This is a genomic window from Methylocaldum sp. 14B, from assembly GCF_002005105.1.
Lineage (GTDB): Bacteria > Pseudomonadota > Gammaproteobacteria > Methylococcales > Methylococcaceae > Methylocaldum.
Genome location: NZ_MSCV01000004.1, coordinates 199,485 through 214,679 on the forward strand (window position 1 = coordinate 199,485; position 15,195 = coordinate 214,679).

The 15,195-nt window shown below is 60.7% G+C and carries 11 protein-coding genes; 8 read left to right on the plus strand and 3 right to left on the minus strand.

Features of this window, described 5'->3' with window-relative positions; translation table 11 throughout:
• Positions 1 to 7 precede the first annotated feature (7 nt).
• Positions 8 to 808, minus strand: coding sequence for a haloacid dehalogenase type II (locus B2A78_RS04610; protein ID WP_168175342.1), 801 nt, complete (start codon positions 806 to 808; stop codon positions 8 to 10).
• Between the two features lie 229 nt (positions 809 to 1,037).
• Here B2A78_RS04610 and B2A78_RS04615 point away from each other — a divergent pair, with 229 nt between their 5' ends.
• The 4 genes from B2A78_RS04615 (at position 1,038) to B2A78_RS25540 (ending at position 4,234) form a co-directional block, all read left to right on the plus strand.
• Positions 1,038 to 2,465, plus strand: coding sequence for a hypothetical protein (locus tag B2A78_RS04615; protein ID WP_077728722.1), 1,428 nt, complete (start codon positions 1,038 to 1,040; stop codon positions 2,463 to 2,465).
• A gap of 162 nt (positions 2,466 to 2,627) precedes the next feature.
• A complete protein-coding gene (locus B2A78_RS26490) occupies positions 2,628 to 2,882 on the plus strand; it encodes a hypothetical protein (RefSeq protein ID WP_077728723.1) in 255 nt (84 codons plus the stop codon).
• A 580-nt stretch (positions 2,883 to 3,462) separates the two neighbouring features.
• Entirely contained in the window at positions 3,463 to 3,774 is a 312-nt protein-coding gene (locus B2A78_RS04625; protein WP_077728724.1) for a hypothetical protein, read from the plus strand.
• Between the two features lie 112 nt (positions 3,775 to 3,886).
• Complete coding sequence (locus B2A78_RS25540) at positions 3,887 to 4,234, plus strand: hypothetical protein (protein WP_139841056.1); 348 nt, start codon at positions 3,887 to 3,889, stop codon at positions 4,232 to 4,234.
• 112 nt (positions 4,235 to 4,346) lie between these two features.
• Here B2A78_RS25540 and leuA read toward each other — a convergent pair whose 3' ends face one another.
• Positions 4,347 to 6,062 carry a 2-isopropylmalate synthase gene (gene leuA / locus B2A78_RS04630; protein ID WP_205780671.1) on the minus strand — a complete coding sequence of 572 codons (1,716 nt, stop codon included), beginning with the start codon at positions 6,060 to 6,062 and terminating at the stop codon, positions 4,347 to 4,349.
• Between the two features lie 632 nt (positions 6,063 to 6,694).
• Here leuA and B2A78_RS04635 point away from each other — a divergent pair.
• Together B2A78_RS04635 and B2A78_RS04640 are read left to right on the plus strand one after the other, a co-directional pair.
• Positions 6,695 to 8,557 carry an FG-GAP-like repeat-containing protein gene (locus B2A78_RS04635; RefSeq protein ID WP_077728726.1) on the plus strand — a complete coding sequence of 621 codons (1,863 nt, stop codon included), beginning with the start codon at positions 6,695 to 6,697 and terminating at the stop codon, positions 8,555 to 8,557.
• 525 nt (positions 8,558 to 9,082) lie between these two features.
• Positions 9,083 to 10,933, plus strand: a complete 1,851-nt coding sequence (locus tag B2A78_RS04640) for an FG-GAP-like repeat-containing protein (RefSeq protein ID WP_077728727.1) — start codon at positions 9,083 to 9,085, stop codon at positions 10,931 to 10,933.
• 291 nt (positions 10,934 to 11,224) lie between these two features.
• Here B2A78_RS04640 and B2A78_RS04645 read toward each other — a convergent pair whose 3' ends face one another.
• On the minus strand, positions 11,225 to 11,821 hold the full coding sequence (locus B2A78_RS04645; protein WP_077728728.1) for a TetR/AcrR family transcriptional regulator: 597 nt from the start codon (positions 11,819 to 11,821) through the stop codon (positions 11,225 to 11,227).
• Positions 11,822 to 11,935: 114 nt separating this feature from the next.
• Here B2A78_RS04645 and B2A78_RS04650 point away from each other — a divergent pair, with 114 nt between their 5' ends.
• Positions 11,936 to 12,613 carry a DJ-1/PfpI family protein gene (locus B2A78_RS04650; protein WP_077728729.1) on the plus strand — a complete coding sequence of 226 codons (678 nt, stop codon included), beginning with the start codon at positions 11,936 to 11,938 and terminating at the stop codon, positions 12,611 to 12,613.
• 39 nt (positions 12,614 to 12,652) lie between these two features.
• Positions 12,653 to 14,803 (plus strand): molybdopterin oxidoreductase family protein, encoded by a 2,151-nt coding sequence (locus B2A78_RS04655; protein ID WP_077728730.1) that lies wholly within the window; start codon positions 12,653 to 12,655, stop codon positions 14,801 to 14,803.
• Positions 14,804 to 15,195 lie beyond the last annotated feature (392 nt).

Consider the following 15,195-nt stretch of genomic DNA (forward strand, 5'->3'; position numbering starts at 1 on the left):
CAAGACCTTACCGCAGGAGCGCGTCGGTCACGCCTTTCATGTCGGAGGCTACGATATCCGGTTTCTGAGCCAGCGGGAACAGGGGGATTCCCTGTCGCGCGACAAACGCGGCGTGCCATCCCGCCTGCATCGCGCCGAACACGTCCCAGGCATGCGCGGCGATGAGCCGTAGTTTGTTCGGCTTGGCACTGAGATGCTCGGCTGCGCTCCGATAGACCTGCAAATCGGGCTTGAAACGGTGTATGGAGTCCACCGAGATGGACTCCTCGAAATACTCGGTGAGCCGGGCGTTTTCCAGCTGTGCCTTGACGGCCGCTGGGCTCGAATTGGTCAGCGTGACCATTCGGAAGCCCGCGGCGCGCAAGCGTTCCAAACTGTCGACCATGTCCGGGTGGGGCGGGAGCGTCAGTATGCCTTGCAGAATACGCTTCTTGTCCTCGGCGGAGAGCTTGATTCCCTTGGTGTCAGCCAGCATGTCCAGCGTCGCTTTGCCGATCGATCCGAAGTCGGAGTACGCGTCGGTCAGGGACACAACCATCGAGTATTGCAAAAGAAGCGAAAACCACTCGTCCAGCGCGGCGCCGTTGCCGAACGCATGCTCGAATTGCGGCCGAAGCGCATTCAGATCCAGCATCGTCTGATTGACGTCGAAGACCAGGATGCGAGGCTTCCGCTCGTCACCCGATCGCGGTCGTCGCTCTGCCTCATTGCGTGGGCGAGATACTTCCGAGTCACCACGGCCGGTCTTGGCGAAGACGTAAAGTGGGTTGGTCAGGATGAGAGGCCCGAGTGACGACGCGGCAAGCATAAACTTTCTCCGGGTGATGGACGAACTCATAGTTCTTGGTACCTCGAACGAAGGGTGGAAATTGGATGGGTCCGGTCCGTGTCGACCGACTGATGCGCATACGGCGCTTCACGTTAATTCTTGGATCCGATACGAATGGTCCGATCCTGAGTGTGTCCAAGATTATGCACCTTTTCTTCAATGGATTTTGCAGACCGCCTTTCAATCACACCTGCAGGGATGAAGTCGTATGGATAGCGATTACGGGACAAGGATTGGCCCGGCGGCGGTGCTCAATGGCGTTATTCTTGTCCTGGCCTTACAGGCCCCCTCGCTCTTCGCGAGGACTCTCGGCATGGTAGCGGATGATGCTACACGATCAGTTACGGTATTCGATGCCGACACCGATACGGTGTTGGGCTCGGTAACGACAATCCCAGGTTTCAGTATCGGTGACGTTGTTATTACGCCGGATCAGACTCGGGGCTTTGTGACCAATTTCAACAGCGAGGTCTTCGTCATCGATTTGACCGCGTTGCCACCCCGACTTGCCGAAGGCCCAAACCCGATTCCCATTTCCAATCATGGCGAGGAGCTCGCGATCAGCCCGGACGGCAAGTTCCTGCTGGTGTGCGATTCCATTGATCCTCAACCGATCTCGGTCGTCGACATCGCCAGCCAGACCGAGATCCATACCTTGTTCGTGGGCTCTGATACCAGTTCGATCGAAGTCTGCAGCGATGGCTCGGTGCTGGCCGTATCGTATACGGACAGGAGGGTGCGCCGCCTCACCATCGATGGCGCGGGCCTGTTGAGGGATACGGGTGAGGGCCTGTCTCTCGGTTCCGATGAACCCAACAATGTCTTTTGCGCTCCGGGTGGCACGTCGGGCCTTGTCCTTAATGGCTTTCCTGCTGAAATTAAGTCGTTCACGATCCCCGGGCTAAAACAGGTCGACACACGACCGTTATCCGGTATACAGGGCGTTTCCGGCCTGGTGGATTTCGCAGGACGCCGGGTCTTTGCCAGAAGCGGCTTCGAGGGTCTCGTCGACGTCTTTGCGTATAACGCAGTTACCGCGGTACTCGGCGCCGAGCATCTGTTTTCAATTCCGGTTTCCAGTACGTTCGCATCGATCGGATGGGATCAGATCGCGCTGCATCCCTACAAGGGGAAATTGTACGTCTCGGAATACTATGCCAATGATGTCAAGGTGTATGACGCGCGCACCGGCGTCTTGCTGACTTCGATTACCGATCCCCACATTGTCCAGCCGTCAGGGATAGCCGTAGCCTCGGCAACGGACCCGTGCGCTGGCTCCCCACCCGCCGGAGCGATCGAGGGAACGGATGGCCCCGATGCGTTGCGCGGCACGTCGGGCGACGATGTCATTTCCGGCTTGGGCGGCAACGACACGATCGACGGCCGTGGCGGGGATGATCTGATTTGTGGTGGCGAGGGTAACGACCGGCTTCGTGGCGGTGCGGGTGACGATATCGTCGGCGGCGGTGGTGGAAACGACGCGATTTCGGGTGCCGGCGGCAACGATACGCTTCGGGGCGACGCGGGCAACGACGCCATTTTAGGCGGTCCGGGCAATGATCGAATCGACGGTGGCGCCGGTCGGGACTTATGCGCGGGCAATTCGAAGAATTCCTTCCAAAACTGCAATCCGTAAATTTGCCGGGGCCCCAAGTGAAAACCGCCGCATGCCGTAAAAGGTCGGGCTTTTATCGGCAAGACCGGCGCACTTTGCGCCCTCCTCCAAATCGGGGAGGGCATTCCCATCGCGCTTTGGGCAGGCGATACAAACAGTGCTTACGGAGCGGATGGCCGGGCGTTGAAACGTTTCCGCCACCCGCGGATCGGCGTTCAGCTGCGCAAACGGTTCAAGATCGGCGATACGCCACTGCCACAACCACTCGAGACGGTCATTGCCCCAGTAGCGGTGCGGACCGTAGACGAAGAAGGGCACTCCGAACAATCCTTCCCGTTGGCCGCGAACAACGCCTTTCAGCACGCGCCGCTGCGACGAGCGGTCGTCGGTGCTTCGGATGACGGCATCCGGTTCCAGCCCGCAGTGTTCCGCTATTAAAGCCAAGGCCGCCTTATTCCGATCGGGGCGGCCGGATTACAGTCACGCCTGTCAGGGAAGCTCTGATTAGAGCATTTTCCGATTCGGTGTCAGAGCGCCCGATAGGTAGGTCGGCAAGGGATTGCCGACCTACGTGCTCCCCGCCCGACACGAAGCCGTACACCGGGATGAAAGACGCTCTAAGTCCTTCGACAGGCTCAGGACAGGCCCTTCGACTCGGCTCAGGACAGGCTTGTCGAACGCTCTCCTGAGCCTGTCGAAGGGGCATGAACGGAATCCACTGTTCAGAGCTTCCTCAGGTGGCTGAAAGCGTGCAGTAAGCTGACGGCCGCGAGTGTCGGATGGGCAACGGCTGCGTCAAGCGGCGTACGTAGAATTTCGTTGAACTCTCGTATCAAGCTGCCATCGAAAACTTGGACGATGAGCAAAAGGAGTTCGAATTAGTGTCCGTAAAATCCGGGCCAGCTCGGTTACGGAGCCCGGTTGGATAGGGTTCCGTGAAAAATCGGCATACTTTGATTTCTCTGGGATCAAATCGTCGTCATCATAATTATTGGATCATGAGAGAAGGAGTTCCATTATGAAGTCTTATGCATTAGCGGCTGTATTGTCATCGGTTATGGTTGCCGGGCCTGCAATGGCCGATAACGACTTCCGTGCGTTGGGCAAGGTGTCCAGCTTAAAACCGATGACCGAAGGGCAACTCTCTGCCGTCGAAGGCGGGACTTTGATACCGTTTAAGAAAGATAACGGTGGTAAGGTCAACGCTGGTAACGTTAACCAGAACATAGCCGTAACCACGATAACTGCGGTCAATCTAGCCCTTTTTAGTAAGGGCGGCGCCGATCAGACTATCGTGTCGGTCACGCAACAGAGCATTGGCGGTAAATAACGAGAAGCCTCGGGCTCATATCGAATGCTGATGAGGGCCGGAGAACCAGGCGGGGGAGCGGTCATGCGCTCCCCCGCTTTTTTACCTCGATCAGAAAATCATGAAGAGCCGGATGAAAAAATCATTCACACGGGGTGGTCTGTTATCGCTTGTGCTCTCATCCATAACCAGTGCCTATGGTCAATCCGAGTTTCGTGCCTTGGATAAGCCGTCCCGGCAAGAAACGGGTATTGCATCGTCAAGGCTGGACGACAGCGCGCTCGATCGAGTGGAAGGAGATCTGGATATTACGTCCGGCTCGGTTGATCCGGCATCGCAACAAGCCGCGATGCAAGCGGCGGTGCTTGAAAGAACAGTGATGGCGCATCGGTCCGTACACCGATTTTCAATTTGGCGTGCCGAGCGCAGTCCCGTCATGGAAGTCTTCCAATGGACGGAAACACGGGCACGCAGAATATGATGAGCTTCTCAGCGTCCTGATTGGTTTGCCGGTTTCCTTTTTTTGACGAAGTCCCTCCCTGGACTTCGCTCTCGCGACAAACGCCGTTCGTCTCGTTCCGCTTCCCGGCGAATCAAGCGACCTGTCGCACGGACTTTTCCAAAATGGCGACAACCTCTTCCCGCGCCTCGGGTTCGATGCCGTTGAGGCCGCGGTTCAGGGCGCTGACGATCGCCAGCACCGACGCCGTGACGATGTTGGCGTTTATGCCGGCGCCATAGCGGATGCCGGGAATGCCGTCGATCGCGACTTCGACGAAGGCGGCGGCTCTGGCGTCGGCTCCTTGTCCCATGGAACGTTCTTCATAGGATTGAACCCGCACCATTCCCCCGAAGGCGTGAGCCACGGCATCGATGGGACCGTTGCCTTCGCCGGTCAGCGTGATCCGCCGGCCGTTCGTTTCCAGCATCAGGCGAATTCCCTGAACCGTTCCATGCTCGAACAGATGATGCTCGAGATAGCGGATGGTCGTCGCCGGTCCCAGATATTCTTCGGAGAACATTCGCCAAAGCTCGTCCGGCATGACTTCGGCGCCGGTGGCGTCGGCATGCCGTTGCACCATGCCGCTGAATTCGACCTGTAGCCGGCGAGGCAGCACCAGTCCATAGGCCGACTCGAGCAGGTAGGCGATGCCGCCTTTCCCCGACTGGCTGTTGACGCGGATGATGGCGTCGTAGGAACGGCCCAAATCGGCCGGGTCTATGGGGAGGTAAGGCACTTCCCAGAATGTATCGGGCCGCTGATGGGCCAGGCCCTTTTTGATCGCATCCTGATGCGAGCCGGAAAAGGCCGTGAATACCAGATCGCCCACGTAAGGGTGGCGCGGATGGATCGGCAAGCGGATGCAGTCTTCCACGGTCCGCGCGATCTCGTTGATGTTCGAAAAATCGAGGCCCGGATCGATGCCCTGGGTGTACAGATTGAGTGCCAAAGTCACCAAGTCCACGTTGCCGGTCCGCTCGCCGTTGCCGAACAGACAACCCTCGACACGATCGGCCCCGGCCATGACCGCAAGTTCCGCTGCGGCGACCGCGGTGCCCCGGTCGTTGTGGGGATGGACGCTCAGAACGACGCATTCGCGCCGCGCCAGATTCCGGTGCATCCATTCGATCTGGTCGGCGTAGACATTGGGTGTCGCCATCTCCACCGTCGCCGGCAGGTTGATGATGACCTTGCGCTCCGGAGTCGCGCCCCAGGCCTCCACTACCGCGTCGCAGATGTCGCGGGCGAACTCGAGTTCGGTGCCGGTAAAGGCTTCCGGGCTGTATTCGAGCACCCATTCGGTGCCCGGATGCGCCTGCGCGAGTTCCCGAACCAGCTTCACGCTGGAAACCGCCATCGCGATGACTTCGTCGGGGCTCATGCCGAAAACGACTTCCCGGAACGGCCGGGCGGTCGCGTTGTAGACGTGGACGATGGCCCGGCGGGCGCCGTAGAGCGATTCCATGGTGCGACGGATCAGGTGTTCGCGGGCCTGAGTGAGCACCTCTATGGTGACGTCGGCGGGGACGTGTCCGCCTTCGATCAGAGTCCTGACGAAGTCGAATTCGGTCTGCGAGGCGGAAGGGAAGGCGACCTCGATTTCCTTGAAGCCTATATCCACCAGCCTCTTGAACAGGCGCATCTTGCGCTCGGCGTTCATGGGCTCGAACAGCGCCTGATTGCCGTCGCGAAGATCGGTGCTCATCCAGATGGGAGCTTGGGTGACGACCCGGTCGGGCCAGGTGCGGTCCGCGAGTCGGACCTTGGGAAAGGAACGGTATTTGGTGTTCGGCTGCTTCAACATGATCGGTGACTCCTGGGTTTTCGTCGGATGCGATGAGTGTCCATTGCGGCGACGGAAAGGCTGCCGGGCTGCCGCGAACGCAAGGCCCGGCAACCGGGTTGAAGTCGAAGCAGGGGTAGGGCGGGCGTCAGGTGGTTCATGGTCGTACTCCAGGAAAAGGCGTCGTACGGACGCAGTTATCCCGTGAAGGGTGTTCAGTCGATCGAAGGAAAAAATGAGGTGAGTTATTTGCCCGCGCGGGGCAGCAGCAGACCGAGGCTCGGGGTAAGAGCCAGAAGAGGAGGGATGGATGGCTGCCGTCGATTCATGGCTTCACGCTAACAGCTCGGTCGCCATGGTGTCAATACGAATTCCGCGAACCGCAAGTCGTTGCATGTGACGAAGCAAGCTTCTTGAAGGCAGCAGTTGCAAGGACAAGTGCGGTGCGACTATCCGGCGAACAGAGAAGTTCATTCCGAATGTGACATTGATCCAACTCCGCATTCCTCGCCTGACGGCCAAATCCGGATTCCATTGATCCGACCCAACCGCCCACGGATGGCATTAATTTCGCACACTCACCGATGCCCGGTAAAAACGCAAAAAAAACCGCGGCCTTCGTTCGATGATACCCATAGAGATAGGGAGTAACTCGTATGAAAAGCGTGGAAAACGGACCGACCCGTTGGCGGCTCTCAAGGGAGGCCTTGAGTGCCCGAATCCAGCTTATGGTCCTGAAGCGCGGTCTCGGAGTCCTGGTCGGATTTTGGCTGGCGTCGGCTAACGCCGAGTCTCCCTATGTGCCCCTTATTTTCGATAACCCGACGCCCCAGAACGACGCCTACTTTGGCGACGCCGTGGCCGGTGCGGGGGATGTCAACCGCGATGGGATTCCCGATCTCCTGGTGGGGGCGTCCTGGCAAAACGCGGATGGCAACTATGCCCAAGGCCGGGCCTTTGTCTTCAGCGGGGCCGACGGCAGTCTGTTGCACATTCTCAATAACCCGACACCCCAGGCTGTCGCCTATTTTGGTCGAGCCATGGCTAGGGCTGGGGATGTCAACCGCGACGGGATTCCCGACCTCCTGGTGGGGGCGCCCTTCCAGGATGTGGGCAGCCACGCTGACCAGGGCCAAGCCTATATTTTCAGCGGTGCCGATGGGGCCTTGGTGTACACCCTCGATAACCCGACGCCTCAGGACGACGCCTACTTTGGCGATGCCGTGGCCAGCGCGGGGGATGTCAACCGCGACGGGATTCCCGACCTCCTGGTGGGGGCATCCTCGCAAGATTTGGGGGGCAATTTCGGCCAGGGCCAGGCCTTTGTCTTCAGCGGGGCCGATGGGACCCTCCTTCAGACCCTCGATACTCCCCTGCCTCAGGAAGGTGCTCACTTCGGTTCGGCCGTGGCCGGCGCGGGCGATGTAAACGGCGACGGGGTTCCCGACCTCCTGGTGGGAGCGTCCGGGCAAACTGTAGCCGGCAATCGCGGCCAAGGCCGGGCCTTTGTCCTGAGTGGGATCGATGGCACCCTGCTGCACACCCTCGATGACCCGATAGTCCAGGAAAGTGCGCACTTCGGTGATGCTGTGGCCGGCGCGGGCGATGTGAACGGCGATGGCACCCCCGACTTTCTGGTGGGAGCTTACCTGCAAGACGTGGGTGGCAACGAGTACCAGGGACGGGCCTTTGTCTTCAGCGGGGCCGATGGGACCCTCCTTCAGACCCTCGATACTCCCCTGCCTCAGGAAGGTGCTCACTTCGGTTCGGCCGTGGCCGGCGCGGGCGATGTGAACGGCGATAGCAAATCCGACCTCCTGGTTGGAGCGCCCAGGCAAACCGTGGGCGGCAATGCACATCAGGGGCAGGCCTTCATCTTCAGCGGGGCCGATGGCATCTTGCTGCACACCCTCGACCATCCGACGCCCAAGGATGACGCCCACTTCGGTCAGGTACTGGCGAGCGCGGGGGATGTCAACGGCGACGGCAAAACCGACCTCCTGATAGGTGCCTGGAACCAAAGCGTGGACGGCAATCCTGGTCAGGGTCAGGCCGTGCTCTTTGTCAGCCGGCCGACGACGCCCGTGTGCTTCGGCATGCCGGCGACGATTGTCGGCACTGCGGGCAATGATGTCTTGCGGGGAACGCCGGGCAACGACGTCATCGTCGGCCTGGCCGGCCACGACGTGATCGACGGCCGCGGCGGCGATGACCTGATCTGCGGCGGCGACGGCAACGACACGCTCCGTGGGGGCACGGGTAACGATAAGCTCAGTGGCGGCGAGGACAACGATATCCTCTGGGGCGGCGCGGGCGATGACCTGCTCGAGGGCGGCCCCGGTCGAGACCGGGCCAGCGGCGGTTCAGGCAACGATATCCTTCGGGGCGGAGAGGGGGACGATATGCTGAATGTCGTGGACGGTGCCGGTGGCAACGACATCGCCGACGGCGGCTCTCATGTCAACGGCGATCGTTGCGCCGCCGATAACCGGGATACCGTGCAAAACTGTAACCTGTAATGTCGCCATAGGTCGACAAGCCGTGGCCGATAGATCGATTATGTCGGAAACGGATCCCGCACCTACTAACCCTTTTCCACCGAGGGAGGGACTTTGCATCCTCCGGTCCGGCATAGCGGTGGACGGCATTCGGACGCCAGGCAGATCGTCGCCCTTCTCTTGAAACCGGCAACCGGGCGGGCGACCCAAGGTCTTTTCCCGGCCCATCCTTCCCTCGATTCCGAGCCTGGGTGTGAGCTAACCCGATGATCCACAAACTTCCCCATACGTTTAGCGAGTCTTTTAAGAACGATGCTTGCACGGCCCCATATCGTGCGTGAATCCGGTAAAAATTAATTGTTAATCAATGAGTTGCTTGCTTTAAGTGCCTGCGTCTTTTGCTCGACGGCCAAATCCGGATTCCATCCGACCCGACCTGCTGTCACTCGGTGGCATCAATTTCGCAATATCACCGAGCCCCGGCAAGAATTCCAAAAAGCCGAGGCTTTCGTTCGGTTATACCAATTCGATTAGGGGGGAACTCGTATGAAAAGCGATGACGGAAAAAGGACCGGCTCGTCGGCGGTTCTCCATGCAGCCTTCAGGGCCGGAGTCCGGCCCACGGTATTGAATTACGGTCTCGGCCTGCTGGCCGGGGTTTGGCTGGTCTCGGCCCGCGCCGAGGCCCCGTATACACCACTGACTCTCGACAATCCCATGACGGGAGGCGGTCTGTTCGGCGAGGCCGTGGCCGCAGCGGGGGACGTGAACGGCGATGGCATCCCCGACCTCTTGGTGGGGGCATGGGGACAGCCGGTGGCCGGCAATGTTGACCAAGGTCAGGCGTTTGTTCTGAGCGGAGCCGATGGCAGTGTGCTCCTGACCCTCGATGATCCCGTGCCTCAAATGCATGCCGAGTTCGGCCAGGCCGTGGCCGGGGTGGGGGATGTGAACGGCGACGGCAGCTCCGATCTTCTGGTGGGGGCGCCATCGCAAAACCTTTATCGGGGCCAGGCCTTTATATTCAACGGAGCGGACGGGAGACTGCTGCATACCGTCAACCAGCCCATACCCTATGAACTCGCTTATTTCGGCTTTGCCGTGACCGGGGTGAGCGATATCAACGGCGATGATACCCCCGACTTCCTGGTGGGAGCGCCTGGGCAATACGTGGGGGGACGTACTAACCAAGGCCAGGCTTTCGCCTTCAGCGGAGCCGACGGGAGTCTGCTTCTGACCCTCGATGACCCGATGCCCCAATCCTTCGCCGAGTTTGGCTCTGCGGTGGCCGGAGTGGGCGATGTGAACGGCGATGGCAAACCCGACCTTCTGGTAGGCGCGCCCGGAGGCGTCACGTGCTGCAACGTGATTCACGGCCACGTCTTCGTCTTCAGCGGGGCCGACGGGAGTCTGCTCCATACTCTTGACGACCCGACGCCTCAAGGCGATGCCCGGTTTGGCTTTGCCGTGGCCGGGGCAGGGGATGTCAACCGCGACGGGATTTCCGACCTCCTGGTGGGGGCGCCCTTCCAGGATGTGGGCAGCCACGCTGACCAGGGCCAAGCCTATATCTTCAGCGGGGCGGATGGGACTCTGCTGCACACCCTCGATAACCCGACACCTCAGGACGACGCCTACTTTGGCAACGCCGTGGCCAGCGCGGGGGATGTCAACGGCGACGGCAAATCCGACTTCCTGGTAGGCGCGCCCGGACAGAACGTGGCCGGCAACAGCCAACAAGGCCAGGCCTTTGTCTTCAGCGGGGCCGATGGGACCCTCCTTCACACCTTCGATCATACGACGCCCCAAACGAACGCGGAGTTTGGTTCTGCGGTAGCCGGGACGGGTGACGTGAACGGCGATGGCGCACCCGACTTCCTGGTGGGGGCGTTGGGCCAAACGGTGGCCGGCAATGCTTTCCAGGGCCAGGCCGTGCTTTTCGTCAGCGCGCCCGCTTCGCCCGCGTGCTTCGGCGTTCCGGCCACGATCATCGGCACTCCGGGCAACGATGTCTTGCGGGGAACGCCGGGCAACGACGTCATCGTCGGCTTGGCCGGCCACGACGTGATCGACGGCCGCGGCGGCGATGACCTGATCTGCGGCGGCGACGGCAACGACACGCTCCGTGGGGGCACGGGTAACGATAAGCTCAGTGGCGGCGAGGACAACGATATCCTCTGGGGCGGCGCGGGCGATGACCTGCTCGAGGGCGGCCCCGGTCGAGACCGGGCCAGCGGCGGTTCAGGCAACGATATCCTTCGGGGCGGAGAGGGGGACGATATGCTGAATGTCGTGGACGGTGCCGGTGGCAACGACATCGCCGACGGCGGCTCTCATGTCAACGGCGATCGTTGCGCCGCCGATAACCGGGATACCGTGCAAAACTGTAACCTGTAATGTCGCCATAGGTCGACAAGCCGTGGCCGATAGATCGATTATGTCGGAAACGGATCCCGCACCTACTAACCCTTTTCCACCGAGGGAGGGACTTTGCATCCTCCGGTCCGGCATAGCGGTGGACGGCATTCGGACGCCTGAACCAGGATACCGCCAATCGTCGCGCTTCTCTTGAAGCCAGCACTCGGAGGGCTGACCAATGGTCTCTTTGGACGCCTCGGTCGCCGCTTGGTTTTCCGCGGTGTCTCCTCCCTAGCCGTCGCCTCTTCGATTCGGGCGCTCGAGTAGGTTCTAAGCGGTTGATCCGAACGGTTCCCCATCCAAAAATTCGAGCAAGGTGCGCGCTTCCTCAGCCACTTCAGCATTGCCCGTCATTTGGGCGCGCACGATGGCGCCGTCGATGATCAGCAGAGCCAGTTCCGCCGCGTCGTTTGCCGAGCGTCCCGGCCGCTCCGGGATCATCGTTCGGACGAAATCCCGCAGTTCCCGCTTGTGATCCGCCGCGATCCGGCGTTGTTCCGGCGAATCCTCGCTCAGTTCCGCGACCGTATTGATGAACGCGCAGCCTCGGAAGTCGGGATCCGAGAACCATTCCTTCAGGGCATCCGCGATGATGCCGAGGCCGGGCGAAGTTTGGGATTCGGCCAATTCCCGCACGCGCCGGGTAAACCAATCCATCCAGAATCGATGGCGCCGTTCGAGAAACGCGATCACCAGGTCTTTTTTGGACGGGAAGTGGCGGTAGAACGACATCTTGGCGACGCCCGATTCGGCGATGATGCGATCGACGCCCACGGCGCGGATGCCGTATTGGTAGAACAGCCGTTGCGCGGTTTCCAGGATGCGGTCGCGTGCCGAGGGCGTAAGAGGCGTGGCGTCTTGAGTCATAAGAGGTTTTGAAAGCGTTTACGGGATTATTGACAGAATGGTCTGTCTCATCAATGCTGTAGACAGATCTGTCTACATGGCGGATTGCTCCTCGACCAGCACAAGGAAACGACCATGAGTTACACGTTTAAACCCGGTTTCCGATTAGGCATTTACATCTGCAAGGATCTGGAAATCGTCGACTTCGCAGCGCCCTATGGCGTATTCTCGGTCGCCCGGCGATTCGATCCCGAGCTGGAGGCTTTCTTTATCGCCGAGTCCTTGCGTCCGGTGCAGGCGCAGGCCGGCTTTACGGTGCTGCCCAACTATTCCTTTGCGGACCGGCCCGACATGGACGCCTTCCTGATCCCGGGCGGTTTCGGCACGCGGCAGGAAATCAACAACGGGCATCTGCACGAGTTCATCCGCGGCTTGCCCGAGAGAACCCTGCTGGTTTCGGTCTGCACCGGTTCCTGGATTTACGCCAAGATGGGGCTGTTGGACGGAAAAGCGGCGACCAACCGCAAGGAGCCCGATCGCGTGGAACAATCCCCGTCGGGCAAAGTGCCCATCGACCGCCTGGCCGAGCTGGCCCCGGCCTGCCGCATCAGCCGGGCGCGGGTGGTCGACGCCGGACGGATCGTTACCGGCGGCGGCATCAGTTCGGGCATGGAAGTCGGATTTCACCTGCTGTGCCGGGCCGGGTACGGCGAAGATTTCATCGCGGAGGTGGCTCGGGTCATGGAATACAGCAAGGCTTACGATGTGTACGCGACGGACATCGAGTATGACGATTCCCATGCGTCATCTTGATTGAAATTTGTATAAAAACGATTGACCGGAGGAGAAGAAATGGCAGCTGCCAGCGAGAAGAAAACCGTATTCGGCGCGTGTCCGCACGATTGCCCGGACACCTGCGCGATGCTCTACGAAGTCGAAAACGACCGGCTGGTCAATGTGCGCGGCAATCCCGATCATCCGCTAACGCGGGGCGGCCTTTGCACCAAGCTCAAGGATTTCCACGACCATCACTACAATCCGGAGCGCGTGCTGTATCCCTTGCGCCGCGTGGGGCCGAAAGGCTCGCGCCGGTTCGAGCGGATTTCCTGGGACGAGGCGCTGGACGAGATCAAGACCCGCTGGACCGCCATCATCGACGAGTACGGCGCGGAAGCGATTCTTCCCTACAACTACCTGGGCAACCAGGGCACTCTTCAGGGCCTGACCGTCGGCGATGCGTTTTTCAACAAGCTGGGCGCGAGCGTGCTGGAAAAAACCTTCTGCGCGAGCGGTTCGTCCACCGCCTGGCTGCTCACGGTCGGCCCCACCGGAGGCGTCGATCCGGAAAGCTTCGCCCAGTCGAAATACATCATCATCTGGGCCTGCAATTCGGTCAGCACCAACCTGCATCACTGGCATATCGTCCACGAGGCGCAGAAAAACGGCGCCAAGGTGGTGGTGATCGACGCCTACAAATCCCGCACCGCCAAGCAGGCCGACTGGCATCTGGCCCCGAAGCCCGGCACCGACGGCGCCCTGGCCATGGCGATGATTCATCAGATCATTGCCGAAGATTTGCTGGATCGCGACTATATCGCCCAATACACGATCGGATTCGAGGATCTGAAGGAGAGGGCGGCGCGCTACACGCCCGAGTACGCAGCCGAAATCACCGGCATTCCCGCCGACGACATCCGGAAGTTGAGCCGCGAATATGCCACGACCCAGCCCGCGGCGATTCGCATAGGCGTCGCGCTGGAGCGTCATCACGGAGGCGGGCAGACCATCCGCGCGGTGTGCTGTCTGCCGGCCTTGACCGGGGCCTGGCGACACGTGGGCGGCGGCTTGCTACAAATGCCGGTCTGGGAATTTCCGATTCACTGGGATCGGGTGTGCCGGCCGGAATGGATCAAGCCGGGGACCCGCGTGATCAACATCCTGAAGCTGGGCGACGCGCTGACAGGGCGCATGCCGCTCGCGCCGCCGGTCAAGTCCCTGATGGTCTACAACGCCAACCCGGTGTCGCAGGCGCCGGAAACCAACAGGATCGTCGAGGGCCTGAAGCGCGAGGATTTGTTCACGGTGGTCAGCGAGCACTTCATCACCGACACCGCCGCCTACGCCGATATCGTTCTGCCCGCCGCGATGGCGGGGGAAATGGACGACATCATGTGGTCCTGGGGCCACCTCTATTTGACCCTCAACCAGAAAGCCGTCCCGGCCTCGGGCGAAGCCGTGCCCAACACCGAGCTGTTCCGGCGCCTGGCAAAAGTCATGGGATTCGACGACGAACAGTTCACGCGCAGCGATCGCGAGATGATCGAACACTACGTCGACTGGAATGCGCCGCAGCTTCGGGACATCGACCTGGCTTATCTGGAGCGGCGCGGTTACGCCCATATCCGAGGCGGCAAACCGGAAACCTCGGCGCCGCACGCCGAGGGCAACTTCCCGACGCCCTCGGGAAAGTGCGAGTTCAAGGCCTCGGGCGCCGCGCAGGGCAATTTCGTCGGCGCCGTTTTCCGACAGATGTACGAAAGCGGCCAAGGCGCGGAACCGATCGACGACTTGCCCGATTACGTGCTCTGCCGCGAGCGGCCGGAGAGCGATCCCGAGCGGGCGAAACGGTTTCCGCTGAATATCCTTTCGCCCAAAAGCCACGGCTTTTTGAACTCCTGTTACGCGAACGAAGAGCACAAGATTCGCGCCCAGGGCGAGCAATTCGTGCTCATCAACCCGGCCGACGCCGAACCGCGCGGCATTCGCGAAGGGGATAATGTGAAGGTATTCAACGACCGCGGCGAATTCGAAGCCGACGCGCGGGTTACCGAGGATACTCCGCCGGGCGTGGTGGTCGCGACTCTCGGATACTGGCGGAGCCGCAATCGCAGCGACGGCTCGGTCAATGTGATCAGTTCGGCCGCCTACTGCAACTTCGGTCATGCGCCGACGTTCTCGGACAATCTGGTCGAGGTGTGGCGGGCGGATGTCCGGCTCCAATAGCGAGCAGGATCCACGTCCGGATCATCACGCGCTCATTCTCGTTAACGGCCGCCGGGGCAGGTCGTTGACCGAGCATGGTCGACCTGTTGCTAAGTACATTCCGCAAATATTTGCGGAATCTCGACAGATTGGCTTGATTGGCGGGGTTGTCCTGCAGGTTGCCTATGCCGCAAGACTTCCCTGAATGTACTTAGAGCGTTTTCCATCCCGGTGTACGGATTCGTTCCAGGAGGGGAGAGCGTAGGTCGGCAATCCTTTGCCGACGAAGACGCTCGGCCGGGACGTGGCGTCGGGAAAGGATTCCCGACCTACAGGGTGCTACAGTCGTAGGTCGGTAACCCTTTGCCGACGGGCTTTGTGTCGGAAATCGTCGCCTTGGTGTTCCCGGAGAC